This window comes from Acinetobacter sp. Root1280, from assembly GCF_001425285.1.
Taxonomy (GTDB): domain Bacteria; phylum Pseudomonadota; class Gammaproteobacteria; order Pseudomonadales; family Moraxellaceae; genus Acinetobacter; species Acinetobacter guillouiae.
This window is the reverse complement of the sequence record NZ_LMED01000014.1, coordinates 18,081-42,269: the sequence shown is the minus strand read 5'-3', so window position 1 is coordinate 42,269 and position 24,189 is coordinate 18,081. Positions and strand designations below refer to the sequence as shown.

Below are 24,189 nucleotides of genomic sequence, written 5' to 3'. Positions count from 1 at the left end.
ATGCAACAATGGGCCAGGTTTGCAATCCTTGGGGCCATGTTAGTCACCGCATATTTGCTCATTTTGGCTTGGCAAAAAGACTATGGTCATGACAATACATCGAAGGCTGCGACACCGCAGGCTGTTGTAGCGCATGATGTGTCTGCCGATCTGCCAAAAGGTCAAGCAACTGCGGCCACTAGCGATGTTCCACAAGCAAATATAGCTGCTGCACAACAGAATACAGCTGCACCAGCCACAGCAAATCAACAATTGATTTCAGTACAAACTGACCTTTATCATCTTTGGATTAGTCCTAAAGGTGGTGATATTGTTCGTATTGAATTACTGAATCATGACAAGAGCAAAGACAGTGATCAGCCTTTTGTTATGCTTGAAAGTGATGCAAAACGTACCTATGTTGCGCAATCTGGGTTAATTGGATTGAATGGTCCGGACAGTAAGCCAGATCGTCCAAACTATGCGTTTGAAAAAACTGCTTATACTATTGCAGATGCCAAAGCAGCCAAAGACAAAGATGGCAAAACATCTCAAGTTTTAGCTGTACCAATGGTATTTAAAACAGCAGATGGCGTTGAAATCATCAAAACATTTACCTTTAAACAAGGTCAATATCCAATCGATGTGAGCTATCAGGTTGTCAACCGTAGTGCGCAAAATTGGCAAGGACAAATGTTTGGTCAAATTAAGCGTGATAACTCAGATGATCCAGGAAAAACCTCTCAAGGGATTTTTACACTTGGAACATATTTGGGTGGCGCTTGGGGTACACCTGATGAGCATTATAACAAGCTAAAATTTGCAAATTTTACTGATGAAAAACTCAACACTGAAGCAAAAGGCGGATGGGTTGCGATTGTTCAGCATTATTTTGTAAGTGCTTGGATGCCTGGTCATTTTGGCGGTCAAGAATACACAGCAAAATTGGAATCTCGTAAATCTGCAGATGGTATGAATATCATCGGATTTACTTCTCCAACCATCAATGTTCCAGCTGGAAAAGCAATGAGCATTGATGCAACGTTCTACTCAGGTCCAAAAATTCAATCTGAATTAAAAGACTTGGCTGTTGGTTTAAACCAAACTGTAGACTATGGTTGGTTATGGCCAATTGCAAAATTATTATTTGCTGGCTTACAGTTCTTCCATAATCTTGTAGGTAACTGGGGCTGGTCAATTATCTTATTGACTGTATTGGTTAAGCTTATTCTTTGGCCATTGTCGTCTAAGAGCTATCGTTCTATGGCGAAAATGCGTGTGATTGCACCTGAAATGCAACGCATGAAAGAAGAGTTTGGTGAAGACCGCATGCGTTTCTCACAAGAAATGATGGCGCTTTACAAACGTGAGCAAGTCAATCCACTTGCGGGTTGTTTACCATTGTTGTTGCAAATGCCAATCTTCTTAGCATTGTATTGGGTATTGATGGAATCTGTAGAGCTTCGTCATGCACCATGGATGCTTTGGATTCAAGATTTATCTGCAATGGATCCTTGGTTTATTTTGCCGTTGATCATGGGTGTAACGATGTTTGTTCAACAAATGTTGAACCCACAACCTACTGATCCAATGCAAGCTAAAGTCTTCAAAATCATGCCGATCATGTTTACAGTATTTATGCTGTTCTTCCCTTCTGGCTTGGTTTTATACTGGATTGTGAACAACTCGATCACGATTCTGCAACAATGGTTTATCAACAAAAATGTTGCTAAAGCCAAAGTCGCAAGCGAAGTGGTTTAATCTTCATAGATTAAGCAATAGCTGAAAAAATCCGCTTAAGATGGTAATCTTAGGCGGATTTTTTTATTGTCAAAGTTTGAGTAATTTAGATGAGCAACCCTTTAAGCCAAACCACAATTGCAGCAATTGCGACTCCACCTGGACGTGGTGGTGTAGGTGTGATTCGTCTATCTGGTCCTAAGGCTTATGCGATTGCACAAGCTTTAACTCAAAAAGCGCTTCCCCAAGCGCGCTTTGCTGGTTTTCGTCAGTTTTTTGATGAAAAAGGTGAAGTGATGGATGAGGGGCTAGCAATTTGCTTTCCAAATCCAAACTCGTTTACGGGTGAAGATGTGGTGGAATTGCAGGGACATGGTGGTCCTGTAATTCAAAATGCACTTCTTGCACGATTGTTCGAGCTGGGTGCTATTGCCGCCAAAGCAGGCGAGTTTTCCATGCGAGCCTTTGAAAATGGCAAAATGGACTTGGTTCAAGCTGAAGCGATTGCAGATTTAATTGATGCGACTTCACAAGCCGCTGCGCGTTCTGCAGTACGTTCTTTGCAAGGTGCATTTTCCAATAAAGTGAATACTGTCTTGGAAAAACTGATTCATTTACGTTTGCATGTTGAAGCGGCGATTGATTTTCCTGAAGAGGAAATCGACTTTTTGGCAGATGGAAAAATTCTTCATCTGCTTGAAGATGTGCAGGCTTCAGTCTCTGCTGTACAACACTCTGCGCGTCAAGGGCAATTATTACGTGAAGGTCTGCAAGTGGTGATCGCAGGTAAGCCAAATGCGGGTAAATCTTCGTTATTGAATGCCTTGGCGGGCAATGACCGTGCCATTGTTACGGATATCGCAGGAACGACGCGTGATGTACTGCATGAGAAAATTACTTTAAATGGCTTGCCTATCACACTGACCGATACTGCGGGCTTACGTGAAACAGGTGATGTGGTCGAAAAAGAAGGCATTCGCCGAGCAATCAAAGAAATTGAGCAAGCGGATTTATTACTTTTGGTCTATGACCTCAGCCAAGGCGAAAATCCTTTAGCATTGGCTCAGCGCTATTTTGAAGATCATTTAGAAACTAAACGCTTGATGTTGATTGGTAACAAGTGTGATTTAACTGCGCAATCACCTGAATTAAGTGATTTTCAAGGTTTTCGCCATGTTAGCGTGTCGGCCAAACAGGAAATGGGCGTACAAGCGCTTATAGATGCGATTACAGCGCATGCTGGCTTCCATCCTGAAGAAGATACCTTTATTGCACGGACACGCCATTTAGACGCAATGAAGCGTACTCAGCACTATCTTGCAGAAGCACATGAGCAACTTGAGGTCTATCATGCGGGTGAACTGGTCGCTGAATCGTTACGTTTAGCACAGAATGCCTTAGCTGAGATCACAGGCGATTTTAGTGCAGATGATCTATTAGGGGTAATTTTTGGCTCGTTCTGTATTGGAAAATAATCCTTTACTCTAACAGCTTAAAAGCGGACATTAGTCCGCTTTTTTTGATGAAAAGTTGTGCTTTTGTAAGCTGAATTTACATCAATCTTAGAATTGTTTACTGTAAGATCAATTACATATTCAACAAAGGCTTCTTTTCATGAAAAAAACTCCTTTATTGCTTGCGATTGCTGTTTTAGTGATGACGTCAAATGTTTGGGCGGGTAAAGATGATCATGTGATTATTCAAGAAGCTGCCAAAAACAAGATCACCATTGGACAAGCAATACGTGCCAATGATGAAACAGCTGTCACCTTGACGGGGACAATTGTTCGTCAAATAAAACATGAACATTATGAGCTAAAAGACAGCACGGGCACTATTGGGATCGAAGTGGATGACGATCTTATCGATTTAAAAAAGTTAAAACCGGGTACCAAAGTTAAAGTTGTGGGGGAAGTCGATACCCATCGTTATAAACCCACTGATATAGAAGTGGTTAAAATTGAAATTATTCAATAATTGCTTTTAACCAATATCTAGGCGCTGTGCGCCTAGATGTTTGATCCAACTTTAATTTTTAAATGACTGATCAATAAATAAATACATAAGATACCAATTCCTGCACAAAAGCCTAAAACACCAACCATTAAACCAAAATGATCAGATAAAAAGCCTGCGCTAATGATCGGCACAATGGTGCCAAAATAGGCAATAAACAAATAAGTAGAAACCACAGCTGCCCGATTTTCAACATTGGTCATGTGGTGAATCAATGCAAAAGCACTCAGTAACGTTAAACCATGCCCCATTCCGACCAAAACCACACTCAAAAAGAATAAGAAACTCCAATGCATGGTCATACAGATCGATAAAATAATATAGCTGGAAATCAATAAGACTAAGCCTGTATTCAATGCTTTATGCATATCAAAAGACTTTGCGATAAATTGGACGATCGCAGAAACCATTAAGATACTGGCAATGGTTGCACCACTGACCAATGGTCCATGCCAAGGAATCACATCTCGAATAAAGGAAGGTGCTAATGAAGCAAATAAACTAAATGAGCCAAAAGCACAGAATGCGGTAAAACTGGCGATATAAAACAATTTTTTAAATTGAGCTTCTGGCAGTTGTAAGTGGGGTGCAATAGAAAATGGCTGCCTTTCAAACCTCATGGTTTTAATCGTAAATAAACTCAGCAAACTGATGATTGCTGCAACAATTACGGGTAAATAAGGTGTGACAAGTGGGCGATCAGAAAATTGTGCGATTGCGCCACCAATAAACGGGCCCAGTCCAAAGCCAATCACGGTAATAATTGAACTTAACTGTGCGGCATTCTGCTTATGTGAGTCAGGAATGGTATAAATCAAACCTAACATTGCAGAGGTGCTGATCAACCCAGAGGCAATGCCAATGATAAAGCGGCCAAATCCAAGCAAATAGGTGGTTGATGCAAACACCGACAGTGTTAGGCCAATCACAGCAAACAATAGCCCGATTTGTAAGGTACGAATAAAACCAAAACTATTACTGCTACGTCCTAAAAATAATAATGTGGTTAAACAACCAAACATATAGGCCACGAAAATATAGGTGATCTGGCTTGGGAGTAATTGCCAAAGTTGTTGATAAATTGGATATAAGGGGCTAGCGAGCGCCGTACCAATCGTACCAATACATAAGGCTAGGCTGATCATTAAAAATGAACGCCATGATTGTTGATTCATAAATATAGGACTTCAAATGCAAATGTTTTGCAGATAAAAATGCCAAACCTGTTCAATACAAAGTTCGGCATGGAAGGAATTGAGTATGGAAAGATTAAAACTTAATCAGTAAAGGGTCAATGGAAACTTGAACATTCAAGCATAGATGACTGTGAATTGAGTTATGAGTAGCGTTTTAGCAGCTTTAAAAATTCTTGTAATTCAGCTTCGTCTACGGCTTGAGTGTCTTTAATCACATGCTCGGTTAAATGCTGCTCAATCAATTCATTCATTAAGCCATTCACGGCACCTTTAATTGCTGCAACTTGCTGTAAAACGCTGATACATGAGCTGCTCTGATCAACCAAAGCTTCTTCAATCGCATGAATTTGCCCTTTTAGTCGTTTCACTCGATTGAGGACTTTTTTATCTTGATGTAAATGACTCATAAATTAATCCGCTATTTAACATACTCCCTTATAGTATATTTTAAATTGAAATTATATACTCATGGGGAGTATATAGGATCACGCCTCATGCAATTCAAGACCATTCAGCGAAAGCATAGCCATCAATTTGATCAAGGTAATCCTTTAGCACAAAAGAAAATCTTATGGGCGACCATTTTGACTGGATTGATGATGATTTTTGAGATTGCGGGAGGCTGGATTTTTAATTCCATGGCCTTACTCGCAGATGGTTGGCATATGAGTTCGCATATGCTGGCATTAGGTTTGGCTTATGCTGCTTATCGAGCTGCTCGTTATTATGCGCAGGATTCTCGTTTTAGTTTTGGTACATGGAAAATTGAAATTCTTGCTGGCTATAGCAGTGCAATTCTATTGATGGTGGTGGCCTTATTCATGGCCTTCCAGTCGTTAGTGCGTTTATTTCATCCTGTACAGATTCATTATAATGAAGCGATTTTGATTGCTATTTTAGGCTTATTGGTCAATTTAGTTTGTGCATGGTTATTACACGATCATGCTGACCATCACCATCACCATCACCATCACCATCACCATCATTCACATACGCATAATGACCATCATGGACATGATTTAAATCAAAAAGCTGCGTTTTTACATGTGGTTGCAGATGCACTGACCTCTGTCTTGGCGATTATTGCACTTTTTGCTGCAAAGTATTTGGGTTGGGATTTTTTGGATGCTGTATTGGGTATTGTTGGGGCAATTTTAGTCGGACGTTGGTCATATGGTTTAATCAAAGAAACGGCGCAAACATTATTAGATGCGGAAATGGATCATCCTGTAGTCGATGAAGTACGTGAAGTGATTGAGCATCTAAATGTTGAAGCAAAAATAACCGATATTCATGTATGGAAAGTCGCTAAAGCCAAATTTTCAGTGATTTTAGCGCTTGAATCCAATGATAAAAATTTAAATGCTGATCAGGTACGTCACGCTTTATCTATTCATAAACAATTGGTGCATATTTCTGTTGAAATCAACAAAACCGCGATGTTTAGTTGGGTTTCACGTGAAACCTGAGCAAGAATAAAGTACAGCTTTTTTAACAGTTCAAGGTACTGTGATCGGTAGAGAACCATTGCAAATAGAGATAAGGATCAATCACAGTTTTTAAACAAGTCAGCTGATGAATTATGCTTTAATGCATCTCAATATTTATTTTGATTTTATCGATTTATGTTAAAGCAATTTATCGCACTGAGCTTAAGTCTGGCTTTTTGTACAGCTGGCTTTGCCAGTGTCGAGACTGTGAAAGCAAAATTAGCACAGCAGTATCCCAATGTAAAAATTAATAATCTGCAAACAACAGAAATGCAGGGTTTATATAGTGGGACCTTGGATAATCAAATTGTTTATGTCAATGAGGATGCTCAGCATTTATTTATTGGTTCAATGATTCGTTTGAAAGATCAGCATAATTTAACCAAAGATTTAGCAGTTAAAGAAAATACTATAGATTTTAAAGCATTACCTTTGAATGATGCTGTAAAAACAGTCAGAGGGAATGGTAAGCGTCAGCTTGCAATCTTTTCTGACCCAAATTGCCCATATTGCAAGACGCTTGAAGGGAATTTAGCCAAGCTCAATGATGTGACAATTTATACATTTATCTATTCCATCAAAGCACAATCGATTTTGCCATCTAAGCAAGTATGGTGTTCTGCAAATAAAGAATATGCATGGAAAAATTTGATTCAAAATGGGATCAAACCAACTGCACCAGCAAATTGTGCAACGCCAATCGAGCGTAATTTGGAATTGGGTAAAAAATTAGGTTTACATGGAACACCTGCAATTATTTTCTCAAATGGTTATAAGGTGATGGGTGCCTACCCTGCCGAAGAAATTGAGAAAATATGGAAAAATTTTGGATTATAAACAGCGCTTAGAAACTGATAGCGTAAAAAAGCACCCATCGAGGGTGCTTTTTATATTGAGGAGAAAATTTAAGTACGTTTGGCAATCATGTTATAGATAAAGAGTACCACTATTGCACCAATGACTGAGGCAATAAATCCAGCTGATGCACCTTTTGGATATAGGCCGAGTAATTGACCTCCATAGGTTGCAACCAATGAACCTACAATACCGAGTGCTGTTGTTACAATGAAGCCAGCTTTGTCATCACCTGGGTGAATTGCACGTGCAATTAAACCAGCAATAAAACCAATCACAATTGCACTAATCAGTGACATCATAATCTTTCTCCTTTTTCTTTATTTTGTCGTGAGTTACTGCATCGAATTAGTTTAATAATCAAATATTCTCTAGGGAAGTAAAAGCGCTTATTTGCTACAAGTTGTTGTTTTTTTGTTCACTACAACAGCTAAAAAAATAAAAAAAGCGACCGAAGTCGCTTAACTCATTTTAGTTAAAATGATGTGATGAGGTCTCAATTAAAGACCAATTTCTCCAATAAATGGAATGTGACGATATTTTTGATCATAGTCTAAGCCATAGCCCACAATGAATTTATCTTCAACTTCAAAGCCAAGAAATTTCACATCTAAGTCGATTTCACGGCGAGACGGTTTGCTGACTAAAGTACACAGCTCGATCGAGTTGGGGTGACGTGTACTTAAAATTTCCAATACTTTGCTTAAGGTATTGCCAGAGTCAATAATATCTTCTACGACTAAGATATCTTTACCGCGAATTTCGCCGTCTAAATCTTTGAGGATTCTGACATCACGAGAAGATGTTGTACTGCCACCATAGCTTGAAACGGTCATAAAATCGAGTTCATGAGTCTTACTGATTGCACGACATAAATCAGCCATAAAAATCACTGAACCACGCAATAAACCAATTAAGACAAGCTCTTTATCGCTATTGGCATAATGCGCATCAATTTTTTTACCAAGTTCCTGAACTTTTGCATGAATTTCTTCAGCAGAAATCATCACTTTCATTTCAATAGTCATGGGAAATACCTAAAAACCTAAACATCAAATTCTAAAATTAAAAAAGGTGTTGACTAGCAACACCCTAAAAGATGACATAATTTTAAAACATATCAGATCAAGATGCATCTTTTTTGACATTTGAAAATGTAAATGTCCTAATTTAAACCGAAATGATCAATGTGCATCACGTTTTAAAACGAATGCACAGATCACAAAAACTGTACCAATCAAAATCAGTTTTTTCTTTGATTTACGCGGTTTTTGTTTGGTTTTGCTCATAGGCTTTTTGTCCATAAATATAGGTGGCTTGAATATTGCGATCATCCCCCATGGTAAATAAGGCAAATAATGCATCGTCTATGTTTTTAGCACGTTCCTGACGCAGTTTTTGTAGCGCCGTTGCTTTTAAATCTAGCACAACAAAATCGGCTTCTTTACCGATATTGAAATTGCCCAATTGCGTATCCAAATGTAACGCTTTCGCTCCACCAAGCGTTGCATGATAAAGTGATTCCATTGCCGAAAGTTTATCACCTTGGAGTTGTTGCACTTTGTAGGCTTCATTGAGGGTTTGTAATTGGCAAAAGGCTGTTCCTGCACCAATATCTGTTCCTAAGCCGACTTTGACCTGTTTTTCCCAGGATTTTTTTAATGGGAATAAACCACTTCCCAAAAATAAGTTTGATGTCGGGCAAAATGCAATCGCTGAATCAGTTGCATGCATGCAATCCCACTCATGCTCTTCTAAATGAACACAATGTGCGAAAACAGAACGTTCTCCTGTTAAACCATAGTGGTGATAGACATCCAGATAACCTTTCTGCTCTGGGAATAAGTCTTTGACCCATGCAATTTCATTTTTATTTTCACTAAGATGGGTATGCACATATACCGTTGGATACTCGGCTTTTAACTGCCCTGCTTTTGCCAATTGCGCAGGTGTAGAGGTTGGTGCAAAACGTGGGGTAATGGCATATAGGTTACGACCTTTACCATGCCATTTTTCAATCAGTGCTTTAGAGTCAATATATGCGCTTTCAGCAGTGTCTGTCAGTGCTTCAGGTGCATGACGATCCATCATCACTTTACCTGCAATTAAACGCATCTGATGCTGTTCTGCGGCTTCAAATAAGGCATCGACTGATTGGGGATGTACTGTACAAAAAACCAGTGCTGTCGTGGTGCCATTTTTAAGTAATTCTTGGACAAAAAACTGTGCGATTTTGTCGGCATAGGTTTTATCTGCAAACTGAATTTCTGTTGGAAAAGTATAGGTATTTAACCATTCTAAAAGTTGTTCACCATATGCACCCACCATTTCTGTTTGTGGAAAATGAATATGGGTGTCAATAAAACCAGGCACAATCAGTTGTTCTGGGTAGTGATCAATTTGAATATCATCTGTCAGGTGAGACTGTGCATCTTCCCAAGGGCCAAACCATGTGATTTTGCCTTGCTCTGTGATCAGTAAACCATCTTCGATATAACGAACTTGATCTAATATTTGAGTTGCTTGAGAAACGGTATTTTTAATATCAAGAAAACGCCCACGAACCGCTGTTTTCTGTACAACACAAGACATGTAGAACCTGCAATTTATCCTTTTTTCGATTGATTGTACCTGAAATTTGTATCAGGTGCTGTATGCAGTTTTGCGTGAAAGCATTCTAAAAAATTGAATAACGTTATTTTTTATTGTTTTAGCGCAGGGAAATTTTTATCGAAATATAACTAAAATTAGTGGCTAAAGGCATATTCTATATTGTGAGTTTATCTTTATAGCAACAATCGCTACAGTCTTGGAAAATGGTGAAATAAGACAACAATGGACAATACTAAACAGTTAAAACAGATCATCTATTTATATCCTGAATTGATGCTTCGGTTACAGTATTTGCGAGATATTCATGCACATGCATACTTGAGTGCAGGTGTAATTCGTAACTTGGTATGGTCTATTTTACATCATCAGAGTTATGGATTTGATCAGATTGAAATCGATGTCATTTTCTATGATTTAAATGATCAACAAGGCCTTAAAGAACAACATTTGACTGAATTGTTAAAGCAAAAATTTCCCAATAATGAATGGGATGTGGTCAATCAAGCCTATGTGCATTTGTGGTATAAAACAGATGATGGACGCTCTATCTCTCAATACCAATCCTTATTCGATGCTTTATCCGTATGGGTTGAAACGGCAACCGCAATTGCAGTACGTTTACTTGAAAATGATGATATCGAAATTATTGCGCCGTTTGGGCTAAATGATTTGTTTGAATTAAAATTGAGATGGAATAAACGTTTGGTCAGTTATCCAGTTTTTTTAGCACGAATTCAGGCTAAACAGTTTTTGACCAGATGGGAAAAGCTGGTTGTTGTGGATGATTAGGGGATCTGGATTTAAATCAATCAAGCCATAGAAGATCATACTCCAAGACAACAGATGGCTATTACAACAGATGACTAGGCTGATGGATAAAGATTTCATTTCAATACTGTCCATACAATTTAAATCGTTGAGTATTATTGATCATAAAAAAGCCTTCCAATTGGAAGGCTCGATCTAGTGTTTATAAAGTTGTTTCATGATGTTTTTTGCTATGGCGAATAGAAAGCCAAGCGGTAATTGCCAAGACAATCACAATAAAACCTAACGAAATCCAAATCGGCATATGGAAGACATCCAGCATTAACATTTTAAAGCCAATGAAGACTAAGATGATGCCTAGGCCATAAGGCAAGTAATGCATTTTAGACGCGGCACCCGACAATAAGAAAAACATTGCACGTAGACCTAAGATCGCCATTAAATTCGCAGTTAATACAATAAATGGATCACTGGTCACCGCAAAAATCGCTGGAATAGAATCGACCGCGAAAATTACATCTGAAGCTTCGACTAAAATTAAGACTAGGAATAACGGGGTTGCCCACAACACACCATTTTGACGAACAAAGAATTGAGCACCTTCTAATTTGGGGGTGATTCGCATATGTTTACGTAGCCACTTTAGAATAGCCATATCTTCGATATTGGTTTCTTCTTCATCCTGTCCTTTAAGGAATTTATAGCCTGTATAAACCAAGAAAGCACCAAAGAGATAAAGCACCCAAGAGAATTCTTGAACGAACCATGCGCCAATAAAAATAAAGATGGTACGTAAAATAATTGCACCTAATACACCATAGAGCAGAATTTTACGTTGTAAGCCTTGTGGAATCGCAAATGCAGCAAAGATCATCAACCAGACAAAGACATTGTCGATCGCTAATGATTTTTCAAGTAGATAACCTGCAAAGTATTCCATGACTTTGCTATTGGCAATTGAAACACCCGCGGTTTGTTGTAGATATAGCCATAAACCACCACCAAATAACGCTGCAACACTGACCCATGCAATGCTCCAGTAGGCAGCAGTTTTAATTTTGACTTCTTGCCCTTCTTTTTGTTTAAAGCCTAAAAAGTCGATCAGTAGCATGACAATAACAATAGCGAAGAACGCTAGATACAGCCATGGATTGCCAATAGTTTCCATAAAACTCTCCAAATCTGGCAATCAGGCATAAAAAAACCTTGACCTGTTGCCAGATGATTAAACATCTGTGTCAACATGATCAAGGTCTTGCCTACATTTGAGTTATGTACATCAATCTCAAATGCTCAGATACCGGCTTTTTTCAAAGCGTAATGACGATATTCTGATAAAGGAGGCTACTCCCCTTGTTCAATATACTGTGTAAGAAATCTTTCATTTCTTAATATCTAGTGAGAATCGCATATTTATTAAAAATGTGCAAATTTTGAATGTATTTTTATGTAGTTTATTTTATGTACAAAATTCAGCGCTGGTTTTTAGCACAACAAAAGCTTGATTGAGCGTTGAATTATGATGCTGAATAATACGGTCAGCATTGAGAACCTTTGAATCTATTGTGCTGTGCGCATCTGAAATTAATGTCACTTTATAATTTAAGTCTTTTGCTGCACGGCTTGTGCTATCGATACAAAATTCAGTTTTTAAACCACAGATGATCACTTCTTCAACATTTAAAGATTCTAATTGTTGTGATAAATCTGTTTGGAAAAAGCAATTTGGCCGTGTTTTTTCTAAGATGTAATCTGTATTGGGATCAATATTTAATTCAGCAATGAGTTGAGTCATTGGACTATTTGGTGCGAGTCCTGTGCCAGCTAAACCAACATGACGTATCGCAAAAATCGGAATGTGTTTAACACGCGCATATTCAATGAGCTGATTGACGTTTTTCAACAATTGATTAGCTTGAAATGGAGGATGCTGTGCATGAAATAGGCCATTTTGTAGATCAATAACGAGTAAGGCTTGTTTATTGTGATACTCAGACATGAGTTTCTCCGTAAATATTGACCAAATCGCGGAGCAAAAAATAACCCCGCTCATTGGCAGGGTTGGTTTCTACATTTTATTTTAATGTATACGTCCACACTGCCGATGCAGTGTGGTGGTTAATAATTTAAATAAAATGATTGGTTGCATTGATGATCATTGTTTTATCAAAGTAATTTAATTAAGTTAAAGTTTTTAACTCAGCATGTCACTTTAAAACTTGTAAAAAGATATTTAGGGTCTGTTGGCATTTCATAAATGGCTTGCGTTGTAGGTTAAAATTGAGCAGGCAAGGCATTAAACGAAGAGAATAGTGGGTCTATTTTCGAGTTTCATAACGAAGGCTGAGATAATTTTAACCACAACCCTGAGCAAGAACAAAGCACTGCTTTGTTTGCAGCGCAAGGCGCAGCGGGGGACTAGTGTTTTTTTTTTGCCGCTACGTTGTTACCTTGCGAAACGATGTTTCTCATTATTTAGAATGACTAAATTTCGTATTTCGCGCCTAGTATCGCCTAAAAAACACACGTAGTCGCAAACGTAGACGAATTGTCAACAGACCCTATTTTTTTGAATAAAATCTTTACGTTGTACAAGCACTAAAGCTAATAGTGTCCCAAGAACAGCGATTATACCGCCAACGATGCCAATATGGTTGAGCCCATAACTGGTGGTTACTAGCCCGCCAAGCAAAGCACCACCACCAATACCTACATTGTAAAGTCCTGAATAAATTGCCATCGCGACATCAGTGGCATCAGAAGCTAAAGCCAAGGTTTTGGCTTGTTGAGCTAAGCTAAAGCAAATAATCGCCATACCCCAAAATAAACTCAGTAGACTAAAGCTGGTAAAATCAGTGCTCAGTGAAGTCAGCAATAACATCGAAACAGCCAGTACAGCACTACTTAACGGTATTGGGAGTTTGGGATATTTTTTGGCAAATTTACCAAATAAATAAGAGCCAAAGAAACCCGCTGCGCCATAGATTAATAATAAGGTTGTGGTCTGTGTCGAGCTAAAATGTGCAACATTCAGAGCAAAAGGTTCGATATAACTGTATGCGGTAAATTGCGCGGTAATCACAATAATGGTCAGAGCAAAAACAATCATTAGGCTTGGGCGTTTTAAAAATACCTTTAAACTACTCAGAGAACCTGAATTGACGCTTGGTAAGCGTGGCAATGTTTTGGCTAAGATGACGCAAACTATAGCCGCACCAATTGCAATCAAAGCGAAAGTATTACGCCAACCATAAGATTCACCAATCATTCGTCCAAATGGAATACCTAAAACCATCGCCAATGCTGTACCTGTGGCCAATAACCCCAAAGCTTGAAATTCCTTACCTTTGGGTGCGACTCGTACTGCCAGTGATGCAGTGATTGACCAAAATAAAGCATGAGAAAATGCGATACCAATTCGACTGATCAGGAGTACATCGAAACTCCATGCAAAATAAGATAATGCATGACTGGCCACAAAGACCATAAACAAGATGATCAGTAAAAACCGTCGTTCAATATTTTTGGTCAATAACATGATCGGCAATGAAATGGGTGCAACGACCCATGCATATAGAGTAATCATGATACCAACATCAGTTGCAGGCATCGCAAAGCTTTTTCCAATGTCACTCAGTAAAGCAACAGGAACGAATTCTGTGGTATTGAAAATAAATGCTGCAAAAGCAAGGCTAATCACACTGATCCATTGCTGGGATTCACTGGGGGCAGATTGTGGTGCTGGAGTTTGGGGAGATAAGGCAGACATGGTCAATATTAAAAGAGGTTAGCACTAAATTTTAGGCTGAATTGTGGATAAAGTTAAGCTAAGTTTGTTGTATAAAAAATAGAACTGTCAGACAAAATTTAACAATAATTCAAATATAGTTATGGCATTTTGAATAGGCCTATAAATTTAAACGTATATAAGAGTAAATAAAATGTTAGAAATCAGACATAAAGATGATGGTAAAAAAGGTGAATTTTATATTGGTGAAGAAGGTCACCATTTGGCTGAAATGGCGTACACATGGGCGGGTGAAAATATGTTGATTATTGACCATACAGTTGTAGAAGATGAATTGCGTGGTCAAAGTGTAGGTCGAAAATTATTAGATCAAGTTGTAGAGATGGCTCGCTCAAAGAATGTGAAAATTATTCCACTCTGCCCTTTTTCAAAATCAGTGTTTGATAAAGATCAATCGATTCATGATGTTTTGAAATCTTAAGGTTGCTTTGCTACAGTGGAATTGTGTTATAGAACATCCATGAGAAAGAATATATGCAATTCCAACATGTAGATAATCAACAAAAAGGTGAATTTTACTTCGATAATGAGCAAGGTAAGCGAATTGCTGAGATCAGTTATTTATGGCATGGTGAGCATCAGATCATTGCGAACCATACTTGGGTAGATGACTCCTTACGTGGTCAAGGAATTGCGCGTCAGTTGTTAGATACTTTGGTTGAATTTGCGCGTGAAAAGCAGCTTAAAATTGTACCAACTTGTTCCTATGTCGAAGTCATGTTTAGACGGGATAAAAGTTTTGTTGATGTGAAAGCTTAGCTTTATTGTGTGCCCAATGCTCATTGGGTCATTCAGATTCGGTTAGAAGATTAAACATGTTTAAAAAAATGATAATCACTGTATTGTTATTGAGCAGTTCATCGTTCAGTTTAGCAATGAGTTGTTTTGAATTAAATATACACACCTATAAAAAAGAGCAAGAAATACAGCCACGTTGGGAGTTGTTAGGCAAATCTAAACATCGTATTTATTTTTATTCAGCACCCAAAAACATCTGTAAGATGAATGATACTTTTGTGCTTCAAAATGATAATGTCACGGCTTATTCAATCTATAAAGACAGAAAAAAACAAGACTGGGTTTATGTGATATTTAATGATCCAAATCAAAATATAGAAGATGATCTAGTCGAAGGCTGGGTCAAGCTTAAGGATTTTAAATTTATTGAAAAGACACCTACAGTAAATCAATAAAAAACCCACAAAAATTTGTGGGTTTTTTACACTTTATTTTGGCTTATTTTGCTTTTAATGCTGCAATCAATTTTTGATGTAATCCACCAAAACCACCATTGGACATAATCACCACAGCATCGCCCTCACCTGCTTGTGTAACAACGGTACTGATAATGTCATCCAGTGTACGAGCCACAACGGCTTTATTGCTTGCAGCGTCAATGACCGGCTGTAAATCCCAGTCCAGACCTTCAGGTTGATACCACATCACTTCATCTGCAAGACGTGCAGAATGTGCCAAGCCATCTTTATGACTGCCCATACGCATGGTGTTTGAACGAGGTTCAATAATCGCCCAAAGCTTACGCTCACCTAAACGTTTACGTGCACCTTCAAGCGTGGTATCAATCGCAGTTGGGTGGTGGGCAAAGTCATCATATATCTCAATACCATTTACGGTATCAAGTAATTCCATTCGGCGTTTCACCCCACCAAAATTCGATAAGGCTTCACATGCTGTTTCAATTGAAACACCGACATGTTCAGCTGCTGCAATGGTTGCTAAAGCATTGGCAACACTGTGTTGTCCTGTCATATTCCATTTCACTTCACCCTTTACTACGCCGTGTTGAAGCACTTTAAAATGTGAACCATCCGTAGAAAGCTGTTCAGCATAAACTTCAGCATTGTTATTGGCGTCAAGTGAAGTCCTTACGACAGGTGTCCAACAACCCATTTGCAACACTTCATCAATATTGGTTTCAGTGATTGGGGCAATGATACGACCTTCACTTGGAATAGTACGAACCAAATGATGGAACTGTTTTTGAATCGCTGCTAGATCATCAAAAATATCGGCATGGTCAAATTCAAGATTATTTAAAATCGCAGTTTTTGGATGGTAATGTACGAACTTAGAGCGTTTATCAAAAAAAGCAGAGTCATATTCATCTGCTTCTACACAGAAATATTTTCCACCACCTAAACGTGCGCTTTCACTAAAGCCTAAAGGTACACCACCAATTAAAAAGCCAGGATTTAAACCTGCTTGATCCAGTACCCAAGCCAGCATTGTTGTTGTGGTAGTTTTACCATGGGTACCGGCAACACCAAGTACATGTTTGCCTTGTAAAACATGGTCAGCAAGGAATTGTGGACCTGAAATATATGCTAAACCTTCATTGAGCATATATTCCACTGCATCTATACCACGCTTCATTGCATTGCCTACAATGACAAGATCTGGATGTGGCTGTAAATGGCTACGGTCATAGCCTTGCATTAAGGTAATGCCAGCATTTTCGAGTTGGGTCGACATCGGTGGATAAACATTCGCATCTGAACCGGTGACCTTATGTCCTAAATCACGCGCCAATAGCGCCAATGAACCCATAAAGGTGCCGCAAATACCCAAAATATGCAGATGCATTCGTGTTAACTCCAGTGCTTTTATAGACACATCACTTTGTTGTTGTGGTGTAGCCGTTTCATTTGATTTGAAAGCAACGATAGCAAGGGTTAAGGCGAAAAGATAGTTTTTCTTGTTACGATTTTAAAGGTGGGTTTTTATTGAAAATAATGAACTCTCACTTGGTGTTTTTATTCTTCTATCAATGCTAATATCGATTGAACACTCTGAATTATCTATTAAAAATGGATATACATGATTTTATCTTTCTGCTGATTAAAAATATCGCTTATTTTATTTTTTTGATTATTGTTTCTGCTTTGATAGCAGGCATTGCAAAAATAATATCCATACCCTTAATGGTCGCAGCTGTAATTTTAATCTTCTTCCAATATTTTGCGTTCATTTGGATGGGATACCTCAATACAAAAGACTCAAAAGATCACAAATTAAAAAATGGATTAATTTTTCATCTCATTTGGGTTGCTTTAATTGGTCTATTAAGCTCATTTTATGATGAGCAATCGCTATTGAAACAAGTATTCGATACTGTATTGTTGTTTGGTACTTTGGAAATAGGTTCGCTCATTTATTATTTCAAAAAACGTAAAAAAATTGCCTTAGCGCTTTAATGTTCAGACATTGAATGTTCAAAAATATATCTTGATAATTTAATTGGTATCAATATGGCTTTATCTCTCCCCCTTTTATTACTAATTATCTCCAACTGTTTTATGACCTTGGCTTGGTATGGGCATTTAAAATTCTTACATGATGCACCTCTGTGGCAAGCGATCTTGTTTGGTTGGATCATTGCCTTACTTGAATACAGCTTTATGATTCCCGCAACACGTTTATTGGCACAACATGGTTGGTCGTTGGGGCAAATGAAAATCACCCAAGAAGTGGTCACACTGTTGGTTTTTGTTCCGTTTATGATTTTCTTGTTTAAACAACCATTTAAATTAGATTATTTATGGGCGGGTTTATGTTTGATGGGCTGCGTGTTTTTTGTGTTTAGAAGCCAGTAGATGAGCTGTGATGATGTGAATTAAAACGGATTTCACTCAGACAGCATATTCATCTCATGTCCCAATCTTCAGCAATTTTCCTGCTGCTTATGAGTTCGAGATCATATTTATTCTCAAATCAAACGGCTTTTAGGTTGTTCCCTTAAAAAAAATTGACTTCCTACGTCTGTTAAATTTTCGTGAGATGAAAAATCAGTCTATAATAGCGAGCTTCTTGATATTCATTTAAACACTGATCACCAGTATTTAAACTTCCTTACATTCGTTTATGGAATATATGCAATGAATGCGGCCGCTGTACAAGACGCTCCTCTCGTTGGAATTATTATGGGTTCTCAATCAGACTGGGCAACTCTCGAAAACACTGCCAATATGCTGAAACAGCTTGGTGTTCCTTTTGAAGCCGAAGTAGTTTCTGCGCATCGTACGCCAGACCGCTTATTTGAATATGCTGAAACAGCACGTGAACGTGGTATTCAGGTGATTATTGCTGGTGCTGGTGGTGCAGCACATTTACCAGGAATGTGCGCAGCAAAAACAGATTTGCCTGTATTGGGTGTTCCTGTGAAATCTTCAATTTTAAATGGCGTTGATTCTTTGTTGTCTATTGTACAAATGCCTGCAGGTATTGCAGTTGGCACTTTGGCAATTGGCCCTGCGGGTGCAACCAATGCAGCAATCATGGCTGCTCAAATTTTAGGTTTAACTCGCCCTGAAATTGCAAAAAATGTTGCAGATTTCCGTGCCGCTCAAACCGATAAAGTGGCAAGTAAAAATATTCCGGGTCAAGCTTAAAAACGGGACACAGGTTATGAATAAAACCATCGGTATCTTTGGTGGTGGTCAACTCGGCCGTATGATGGCGCAAGCTGCGCTCCCATTAAATATCCAATGCACATTTTTTGAAGCTGATGCTGATTGTCCATCTGCAATATTGGGACAAGTTTTTAGCACCAAAGCTGAAAATGGGTTACAAGATTTTATTGCCAGTGCAGATGTTTTTAGTCTGGAATTTGAAAATACGCCATTGATTGATGTTGATGTATTAACCAAGCAAAAAGATCTGTATCCGCCACGCCAAGCTTTAGCAATCGCACAACATCGCCTTTCTGAAAAAGCTTTATTTGATGAGCTGGAAATTCCTGTTGCGCCGTATAAAGCAGTCGATTCATTGGAGACGCTTAAGCTTGCAGTAAGCGAATTAGGCTTACCGATCGTACTTAAAACTGCGACAGGTGGTTATGATGGTAAAGGTCAATTTGTACTGCGTTCAGTCAATCAAATTGATCAGGCATGGGCTGAGTTGGGGCCAGCAGGATCATTAATCGCTGAAAGTTTTGTGATTTTTTCTCGTGAAGTCTCAATTATTGCGGTGCGTGGTATTGATGGTGATGTAAAAACTTGGCCTTTGGCTGAAAATCATCATCACAATGGTATTCTCTCGCATTCAATTGTTCCTGCTCCAAACAGTGCTAATTTACAGCCCGTTGCGCAGGAATACATCACCCGTTTGTTAAACCATTTGAACTATGTTGGTGTGTTAACACTTGAATTGTTTGTGACTGAAAAAGGCTTATATGCCAATGAGATGGCACCACGTGTGCATAACTCTGGGCATTGGTCAATTGAAGGCGCAGTATGTTCGCAATTTGAAAATCACATTCGCGCAGTGGCAGGTTTACCACTCGGTTCAACCGAAGTGGTTCGACCAACAGTGATGGTAAATATCATTGGGCAACACCCTAAATCCGAAGATGTTTTAGCGTTAAAAGGTGCACATTTACACCTTTACAATAAAACAGAACGTGAAGGTCGTAAAATTGGTCATATCACCCTGATGCCAAATGATGCTGCTGAATTAACGACTTTATGTCGTCAATTGGCGAAGATTTTACCGAATCCATTGTCATTAAGCGAAGATATGAACATTTAAGCTCGATTTTGTATGTAAAAAAAGCGGTCAAACTATTGCCCGCTTTTTTCTACTCTGCTGTTCTGTATCATGATGCTCCCCCTATTTTATCGCTAAGCAATGACCCAAAAATGGATCATTTTCTGGGGCTATAAAAACAAGAATGATGAAAAAAACAGCTTAAATAAACAGAAAAACAAGCATCTATTTTTAAATTCAAAGTTCAAATTTAAAGGGTTTAGAACATTTGAATTCAAAAGTATTAACAGCAAAACCCAAAAAGTTATCCACTTTGAATTTAAATTAACTTGAGGGTGTTTTTTGAATTTAAAACTTTAAATTTAAACTTTTGCTTGCTCGAAGTGAAAATAACGACTGTGGATAAGTTTTGACTCACCAATCCAAAATCCAAATTGTGGATAAAAATAAACACTTAAGCGAGTTTTGATGGGATTGAGTGGAATTTTAAATTTAAATCTAAGGTTGCTAAAATAATGATGTTTTTGAATTCAAATTTGTGTGAAAGTTTTGAATTTAAAAAATGATAAGTTTACTGGGGTGTGGATAACTATATTTAAATTCAAAACAGTGAACTGTGGGTTATGAATTTAAAATCGAAAAATGAATTCAAAATTTACGTTTTTACATCTGTCATTTTATTCACAGACTGCTATGGTATTCACATAATTTAAATTTAAAACCATTTTGTGGATATTATGCGTCATTTAACTTTGATTTGTGGATCTGTTTTGTTGGCAGCATCGCATGCCAATGCTGAATTAATCATTAACGGTCAGGCTGTATCTAGCTCACCAATCACAACAACACCGAATACAAGCTATACACCCAATTCTAATTTTCAAAGCTGTATTGCAAATTTACGTTCGCAAGCGATCAGTTCAGGTGTTAGTGGCACAACCTTTGATCGTTATACGCAAAATCTAACGCCTGATTATTCGGTCATCAGTAAACTGGATTATCAACCTGAGTTTTCAACACCGATTTGGGATTATCTTTCAGGTTTGGTCGATGAAGAGCGGGTAGAGAAAGGCCGTCAAATGCTGGCTCAGCATCGTGAAGTTTTAAACCGTGTGTCAGCGGCGTACGGTGTTCCAGCAGAAACGGTTGTTGCTGTTTGGGGTGTGGAAAGTAATTTTGGTGACATTTCAGGAAAATATCCTTTATTGCAAGCGTTGGGAACTTTAAGTTGTGAAGGGCGTCGACAAGGTTATTTTCGAGGTGAATTCTTTGCCACAATGCGTATTTTACAGCGAGGTGATTTACGCGAAGAGCAGTTAAAAGGTTCATGGGCAGGGGCATTTGGTCATACTCAATTTATGCCTTCAACGTATGAAGAGTTGGCCGTAGATTTTGATGGTGATGGTCGACGTGACTTGGTTTCAAGTACTTCGGATGCTTTGGCATCAACAGCAAACTTTTTGAAAAAACGTGGCTGGCAAACGGGAATGCCGTGGGGCTTTGAAGTAAAAATCCCAACTGGTGCCTCTGTAGGTGGAGAAAGTCGTCGTAATAAAAAATCGTTGAGCACTTGGGTAAATCGTGGTTTTACTCGTGTTGATGGTACTCCAATCATTCAAGGCAATTTATCGGAGGGCTCTCAGGCGGGTTTAATGATGCCTGCGGGTGAAAATGGTCCAGCATTCTTGGTGTTTAAAAACTTTGATGCAATTTATTCGTACAATGCAGCGGAAAGTTATGCATTGGCAATTGCGCATTTGTCTGATCGTTTACAAGGCAAGGGCAGTTTTCAAACTGCATGGCCAACTGACGATGCAGGAACATCTCGTACAGAACGCCGAGAAATTCAAAATTATTTATTGAAAAAAGGCTATGCGATTGGCGATGCAGATGGCTTGATTGGCGATAAAACGCGTCAGGCCATTCAGCAAGAACAAGTGAAGTTAGGATTGAGTCCAACAGGTCGAGCAGGGCAACAGATTTTAAAAGCTTTTAGAAATGAAGCTGCAAAGAATATGATGCGTTAATCAAACAGTTTTGCATGATTTTTGCGAAAAACCTGATGAATAATCAGGTTTTTCTTTTATGATGTAATTTATAAATTTTAGAAAGTCATAACAATGAATAATGAACTTTTAATCAGAAGATTTAACAAAATCAAGCTTCCACAGGGACAGTCGAGTCAGTCTATTCATAAATTAATCAATTTATTGGCAAACTTTGAAAGAATTGGTTTTAGTTGCTCTGAACAGCTCTGCACTGAAATATTAAAATTGTCTGATACGCAATTTGATGAATTTTATAAAAATACTTTGGGTTGTATGAAAAAGATGTATGGGGCACATGTGAAATATAAACCCATGTATCCAAATTTTCCGCAACAAGTATATGAAATGTCGGAGTCAGAATTATATCAAAATGCATTTGCCCATTATCTTGGTGATTTTTTGGGAATACGCCTCTTACCTGAATATCAAATTGAGCCTAGAAAAGCATTAAACAAAAGGATTCTCAATGTATTGGATCTTGCGGATGGCACTGAATTAACCACATTATTTTCAAACCTGTTAAATACAAAAAAATCGTTAAATCAGCAGGATCATGCAGATCTTATCTACTTAATAAGAGATTTTGGATCTAAAGGGTTGCAATATTTGCCTGAAAAATTTCAACATAAAGAAGTACAGGCGATCGTCAGCGCTCAATATTTGAGTTTGCAATTATGGGCTGTGCAACAGTTACAGCTTCATGTACAGACTTCAACTGATGTCTTACGGATTTATGTTGCATTGTCAGATGGTGATGTCAGTTTAGCAGAACCTTGTAAATTGATTTCTTTGAAAAAGTCTCAACGACGAATATTACTAACTTTGTTGGAAAACTGCCTACATATTCAGGAAGATTTATTTCGTTATCCAGAACCGTGGAAACGTGTGATTGAGCGGATACATCCGTTTAGTTATCAAAAGCATTTTCCTAAAACCTGTATAGCATTTCAGCATATTCTTGAAAATAAAAAGCCTGAACGGTTCAGCCAAAAGATAGAAATTGCATTACAAAGCCATCAATTTGAAGATGTGGTGAAACTTTTAAAACAAAGACCAGGAGAGTTTGCGCGTAGGTTGCAGCACTGTTTAAAGCAATTTCCTGTACAACAGCAACAATTGCTTGATGCATTTAAAACAGTTATAGATGCAGTGCCGATCGCTTTGCTGTTTCAGATCAAGCACTATTTTCTGCAAAATCGAACTTTAAAATATCGAACCTTTTTCCCAAAAGGTCAGTCTGCCAAAGTATTTGCAATCAAAAATAATTTAGCGCCTTTGTCTGCAGTCATAACGACACAAATAACAACCCTATGTGAGCAAAGTATTATTCAGCGTTTCAGTAAACTCTCACCATTAGGTGCTTGCTATCTGGATGATCAGTTGAAAAATTATAGTGTACCTTTTGCGCAACGAGCAGCAAGTAAAGCATTGAAAACCATTGCAGCAGGGAGCCGTTTAGCTTTGGATATTGGCAATACTGTTCGGTTTTTTATTTATTGGAAAGATACTGACTCAGAAAGGGTGGATATAGACTTATCCGCATTGGTTTTTGATGCAGAACATACAGTAAAAGCAACTATTGCTTTTTATAATTTAAAAGAAAGTTTTGCAGTGCATAGCGGTGATATTACTTCAGCACCACAAGGTGCATCTGAATTTATTGACATTGATATTTCAAAGGCATTATCTCTGGGAGTTCGCTATGTGATGATGAGTATCAATAGTTATACCCAGCAAAATTATTGTGATTTACCTATTTGTTTTGCTGGTTTTATGATGCGAGAGGATGCACAACAAGGTCAGATTTATGAACCAACCACGGTTCAGCATAAATTTGATGTGACTTCAAAAAGCAGTTTTACCATTCCACTCATCATTGACCTAGAAAAGCGTGAAGTGATTTGGACAGATTTGGCAATGACAGCTACGCCAAGTATCGATAACACCGTTTTTGGTCATTTATCCAGTATGTCGCTGATGCAGTATGCCATGACAGAAAAAACTTTCCCGAACCTCTATGATCTATTTGATTTACATATTCGAGCTAGAGGGCAACGTGTCACTGAACGAGTTCGAGCAGAACATATTTTTAGTGTAGATGAAGGAATTCGTCCTGTAGATATTGACAATATTTTAGCCAATTATTTATAGTGTTGCTGAGGGCTATTTCG

The 24,189-nt window shown here is 38.2% G+C and carries 24 protein-coding genes; 15 read left to right on the top strand and 9 right to left on the bottom strand.

Annotated elements, in window-relative coordinates; genetic code table 11:
- From yidC to ASC84_RS13435, 3 genes are all read left to right on the top strand, one after another.
- Window positions 1-1,740, top strand: coding sequence for a membrane protein insertase YidC (yidC, locus tag ASC84_RS13445; RefSeq protein ID WP_004718941.1), 1,740 nt, complete (start codon window positions 1-3; stop codon window positions 1,738-1,740).
- 89 nt (window positions 1,741-1,829) lie between these two features.
- A complete protein-coding gene (gene mnmE, locus ASC84_RS13440) occupies window positions 1,830-3,194 on the top strand; it encodes a tRNA uridine-5-carboxymethylaminomethyl(34) synthesis GTPase MnmE (RefSeq protein ID WP_056515531.1) in 1,365 nt (454 codons plus the stop codon).
- Window positions 3,195-3,333: 139 nt separating this feature from the next.
- Window positions 3,334-3,696, top strand: a complete 363-nt coding sequence (locus tag ASC84_RS13435; RefSeq protein ID WP_004818181.1) for a NirD/YgiW/YdeI family stress tolerance protein — start codon at window positions 3,334-3,336, stop codon at window positions 3,694-3,696.
- A gap of 32 nt (window positions 3,697-3,728) precedes the next feature.
- Here the strand turns inward: ASC84_RS13435 and ASC84_RS13430 are convergent, their stop codons facing one another.
- Window positions 3,729-4,910 carry an MFS transporter gene (locus tag ASC84_RS13430; RefSeq protein WP_056515528.1) on the bottom strand — a complete coding sequence of 394 codons (1,182 nt, stop codon included), beginning with the start codon at window positions 4,908-4,910 and terminating at the stop codon, window positions 3,729-3,731.
- Window positions 4,911-5,071: 161 nt separating this feature from the next.
- Window positions 5,072-5,338, bottom strand: coding sequence for a metal/formaldehyde-sensitive transcriptional repressor (locus ASC84_RS13425; protein WP_004718949.1), 267 nt, complete (start codon window positions 5,336-5,338; stop codon window positions 5,072-5,074).
- 87 nt (window positions 5,339-5,425) lie between these two features.
- On the opposite strand from ASC84_RS13425, the gene dmeF reads away from it, so the two are divergent.
- Window positions 5,426-6,400: a CDF family Co(II)/Ni(II) efflux transporter DmeF gene (gene dmeF / locus ASC84_RS13420; RefSeq protein ID WP_056515525.1), complete on the top strand. Its 975-nt coding sequence runs from the start codon at window positions 5,426-5,428 to the stop codon at window positions 6,398-6,400.
- Between the two features lie 156 nt (window positions 6,401-6,556).
- On the top strand, window positions 6,557-7,258 hold the full coding sequence (locus ASC84_RS13415) for a DsbC family protein (RefSeq protein ID WP_056515522.1): 702 nt from the start codon (window positions 6,557-6,559) through the stop codon (window positions 7,256-7,258).
- A gap of 68 nt (window positions 7,259-7,326) precedes the next feature.
- Here ASC84_RS13415 and ASC84_RS13410 read toward each other — a convergent pair whose 3' ends face one another.
- The 3 genes from ASC84_RS13410 to guaD all read right to left on the bottom strand — a co-directional run bounded on the left by ASC84_RS13410 (window position 7,327) and on the right by guaD (window position 9,868).
- Complete coding sequence (locus ASC84_RS13410; RefSeq protein ID WP_004718955.1) at window positions 7,327-7,578, bottom strand: GlsB/YeaQ/YmgE family stress response membrane protein; 252 nt, start codon at window positions 7,576-7,578, stop codon at window positions 7,327-7,329.
- A gap of 198 nt (window positions 7,579-7,776) precedes the next feature.
- Window positions 7,777-8,304 (bottom strand): hypoxanthine phosphoribosyltransferase, encoded by a 528-nt coding sequence (hpt, locus tag ASC84_RS13405; protein WP_004718958.1) that lies wholly within the window; start codon window positions 8,302-8,304, stop codon window positions 7,777-7,779.
- Window positions 8,305-8,536: 232 nt separating this feature from the next.
- Complete coding sequence (gene guaD / locus ASC84_RS13400; RefSeq protein WP_056515518.1) at window positions 8,537-9,868, bottom strand: guanine deaminase; 1,332 nt, start codon at window positions 9,866-9,868, stop codon at window positions 8,537-8,539.
- A gap of 243 nt (window positions 9,869-10,111) precedes the next feature.
- On the opposite strand from guaD, the gene ASC84_RS13395 reads away from it, so the two are divergent.
- The gene (locus ASC84_RS13395; protein WP_056515515.1) at window positions 10,112-10,678 is read left to right on the top strand and encodes a nucleotidyltransferase family protein; all 567 of its coding nucleotides are present in this window, start codon (window positions 10,112-10,114) and stop codon (window positions 10,676-10,678) included.
- Window positions 10,679-10,859: 181 nt separating this feature from the next.
- On the opposite strand, the gene ASC84_RS13390 is transcribed toward ASC84_RS13395, so the two are convergent.
- The 3 genes from ASC84_RS13390 to ASC84_RS13380 all read right to left on the bottom strand — a co-directional run bounded on the left by ASC84_RS13390 (window position 10,860) and on the right by ASC84_RS13380 (window position 14,426).
- Entirely contained in the window at window positions 10,860-11,825 is a 966-nt protein-coding gene (locus ASC84_RS13390; protein WP_004718969.1) for a TerC family protein, read from the bottom strand.
- A 291-nt stretch (window positions 11,826-12,116) separates the two neighbouring features.
- A complete protein-coding gene (locus tag ASC84_RS13385; RefSeq protein ID WP_056515512.1) occupies window positions 12,117-12,656 on the bottom strand; it encodes a cysteine hydrolase family protein in 540 nt (179 codons plus the stop codon).
- A gap of 552 nt (window positions 12,657-13,208) precedes the next feature.
- On the bottom strand, window positions 13,209-14,426 hold the full coding sequence (locus ASC84_RS13380; RefSeq protein WP_056515506.1) for a sugar transporter: 1,218 nt from the start codon (window positions 14,424-14,426) through the stop codon (window positions 13,209-13,211).
- A 172-nt stretch (window positions 14,427-14,598) separates the two neighbouring features.
- Between ASC84_RS13380 and ASC84_RS13375 the strand changes: the two genes are divergently transcribed.
- From ASC84_RS13375 to ASC84_RS13365, 3 genes are read left to right on the top strand one after another with little or no spacing between them, the layout of a single operon-like run.
- Complete coding sequence (locus ASC84_RS13375; RefSeq protein ID WP_004718974.1) at window positions 14,599-14,886, top strand: GNAT family N-acetyltransferase; 288 nt, start codon at window positions 14,599-14,601, stop codon at window positions 14,884-14,886.
- Window positions 14,887-14,939: 53 nt separating this feature from the next.
- Entirely contained in the window at window positions 14,940-15,224 is a 285-nt protein-coding gene (locus ASC84_RS13370) for a GNAT family N-acetyltransferase (RefSeq protein WP_004718976.1), read from the top strand.
- Between the two features lie 56 nt (window positions 15,225-15,280).
- Window positions 15,281-15,658 carry a hypothetical protein gene (locus tag ASC84_RS13365; protein ID WP_056515505.1) on the top strand — a complete coding sequence of 126 codons (378 nt, stop codon included), beginning with the start codon at window positions 15,281-15,283 and terminating at the stop codon, window positions 15,656-15,658.
- 43 nt (window positions 15,659-15,701) lie between these two features.
- Here the strand turns inward: ASC84_RS13365 and mpl are convergent, their stop codons facing one another.
- The gene (gene mpl, locus ASC84_RS13360; RefSeq protein ID WP_056515502.1) at window positions 15,702-17,069 is read right to left on the bottom strand and encodes a UDP-N-acetylmuramate:L-alanyl-gamma-D-glutamyl-meso-diaminopimelate ligase; all 1,368 of its coding nucleotides are present in this window, start codon (window positions 17,067-17,069) and stop codon (window positions 15,702-15,704) included.
- 224 nt (window positions 17,070-17,293) lie between these two features.
- Between mpl and ASC84_RS13355 the strand changes: the two genes are divergently transcribed.
- The 6 genes from ASC84_RS13355 to ASC84_RS13325 all read left to right on the top strand — a co-directional run bounded on the left by ASC84_RS13355 (window position 17,294) and on the right by ASC84_RS13325 (window position 24,169).
- Window positions 17,294-17,680: a hypothetical protein gene (locus tag ASC84_RS13355; protein WP_056515500.1), complete on the top strand. Its 387-nt coding sequence runs from the start codon at window positions 17,294-17,296 to the stop codon at window positions 17,678-17,680.
- 54 nt (window positions 17,681-17,734) lie between these two features.
- Window positions 17,735-18,079 carry a DMT family protein gene (locus ASC84_RS13350; protein WP_034613299.1) on the top strand — a complete coding sequence of 115 codons (345 nt, stop codon included), beginning with the start codon at window positions 17,735-17,737 and terminating at the stop codon, window positions 18,077-18,079.
- 282 nt (window positions 18,080-18,361) lie between these two features.
- Window positions 18,362-18,874 carry a 5-(carboxyamino)imidazole ribonucleotide mutase gene (gene purE / locus ASC84_RS13345; RefSeq protein WP_004718991.1) on the top strand — a complete coding sequence of 171 codons (513 nt, stop codon included), beginning with the start codon at window positions 18,362-18,364 and terminating at the stop codon, window positions 18,872-18,874.
- Window positions 18,875-18,890: 16 nt separating this feature from the next.
- Window positions 18,891-20,012, top strand: a complete 1,122-nt coding sequence (locus ASC84_RS13340; protein WP_056515497.1) for a 5-(carboxyamino)imidazole ribonucleotide synthase — start codon at window positions 18,891-18,893, stop codon at window positions 20,010-20,012.
- Between the two features lie 695 nt (window positions 20,013-20,707).
- Complete coding sequence (locus ASC84_RS13330) at window positions 20,708-21,997, top strand: lytic murein transglycosylase (protein WP_056515487.1); 1,290 nt, start codon at window positions 20,708-20,710, stop codon at window positions 21,995-21,997.
- Between the two features lie 93 nt (window positions 21,998-22,090).
- Window positions 22,091-24,169: a TerD family protein gene (locus ASC84_RS13325; protein WP_056515484.1), complete on the top strand. Its 2,079-nt coding sequence runs from the start codon at window positions 22,091-22,093 to the stop codon at window positions 24,167-24,169.
- Window positions 24,170-24,189 lie beyond the last annotated feature (20 nt).

Excerpts from the sequence above, each read along its gene's own strand:
- yidC (WP_004718941.1), top strand. The coding sequence starts at position 1 with ATGCAACAATGGGCCAGGTTTGCAATCCTTGGGGCCATGTTAGTCACC.
- mnmE (WP_056515531.1), top strand. The coding sequence starts at position 1,830 with ATGAGCAACCCTTTAAGCCAAACCACAATTGCAGCAATTGCGACTCCA.
- ASC84_RS13435 (WP_004818181.1), top strand. The coding sequence starts at position 3,334 with ATGAAAAAAACTCCTTTATTGCTTGCGATTGCTGTTTTAGTGATGACG.
- ASC84_RS13430 (WP_056515528.1), bottom strand. The coding sequence starts at position 4,910 with ATGAATCAACAATCATGGCGTTCATTTTTAATGATCAGCCTAGCCTTA.
- ASC84_RS13425 (WP_004718949.1), bottom strand. The coding sequence starts at position 5,338 with ATGAGTCATTTACATCAAGATAAAAAAGTCCTCAATCGAGTGAAACGA.
- dmeF (WP_056515525.1), top strand. The coding sequence starts at position 5,426 with ATGCAATTCAAGACCATTCAGCGAAAGCATAGCCATCAATTTGATCAA.
- ASC84_RS13415 (WP_056515522.1), top strand. The coding sequence starts at position 6,557 with ATGTTAAAGCAATTTATCGCACTGAGCTTAAGTCTGGCTTTTTGTACA.
- ASC84_RS13410 (WP_004718955.1), bottom strand. The coding sequence starts at position 7,578 with ATGATGTCACTGATTAGTGCAATTGTGATTGGTTTTATTGCTGGTTTA.
- hpt (WP_004718958.1), bottom strand. The coding sequence starts at position 8,304 with ATGACTATTGAAATGAAAGTGATGATTTCTGCTGAAGAAATTCATGCA.
- guaD (WP_056515518.1), bottom strand. The coding sequence starts at position 9,868 with ATGTCTTGTGTTGTACAGAAAACAGCGGTTCGTGGGCGTTTTCTTGAT.
- ASC84_RS13395 (WP_056515515.1), top strand. The coding sequence starts at position 10,112 with ATGGACAATACTAAACAGTTAAAACAGATCATCTATTTATATCCTGAA.
- ASC84_RS13390 (WP_004718969.1), bottom strand. The coding sequence starts at position 11,825 with ATGGAAACTATTGGCAATCCATGGCTGTATCTAGCGTTCTTCGCTATT.
- ASC84_RS13385 (WP_056515512.1), bottom strand. The coding sequence starts at position 12,656 with ATGTCTGAGTATCACAATAAACAAGCCTTACTCGTTATTGATCTACAA.
- ASC84_RS13380 (WP_056515506.1), bottom strand. The coding sequence starts at position 14,426 with ATGTCTGCCTTATCTCCCCAAACTCCAGCACCACAATCTGCCCCCAGT.
- ASC84_RS13375 (WP_004718974.1), top strand. The coding sequence starts at position 14,599 with ATGTTAGAAATCAGACATAAAGATGATGGTAAAAAAGGTGAATTTTAT.
- ASC84_RS13370 (WP_004718976.1), top strand. The coding sequence starts at position 14,940 with ATGCAATTCCAACATGTAGATAATCAACAAAAAGGTGAATTTTACTTC.
- ASC84_RS13365 (WP_056515505.1), top strand. The coding sequence starts at position 15,281 with ATGTTTAAAAAAATGATAATCACTGTATTGTTATTGAGCAGTTCATCG.
- mpl (WP_056515502.1), bottom strand. The coding sequence starts at position 17,069 with ATGCATCTGCATATTTTGGGTATTTGCGGCACCTTTATGGGTTCATTG.
- ASC84_RS13355 (WP_056515500.1), top strand. The coding sequence starts at position 17,294 with ATGGATATACATGATTTTATCTTTCTGCTGATTAAAAATATCGCTTAT.
- ASC84_RS13350 (WP_034613299.1), top strand. The coding sequence starts at position 17,735 with ATGGCTTTATCTCTCCCCCTTTTATTACTAATTATCTCCAACTGTTTT.
- purE (WP_004718991.1), top strand. The coding sequence starts at position 18,362 with ATGAATGCGGCCGCTGTACAAGACGCTCCTCTCGTTGGAATTATTATG.
- ASC84_RS13340 (WP_056515497.1), top strand. The coding sequence starts at position 18,891 with ATGAATAAAACCATCGGTATCTTTGGTGGTGGTCAACTCGGCCGTATG.
- ASC84_RS13330 (WP_056515487.1), top strand. The coding sequence starts at position 20,708 with ATGCGTCATTTAACTTTGATTTGTGGATCTGTTTTGTTGGCAGCATCG.
- ASC84_RS13325 (WP_056515484.1), top strand. The coding sequence starts at position 22,091 with ATGAATAATGAACTTTTAATCAGAAGATTTAACAAAATCAAGCTTCCA.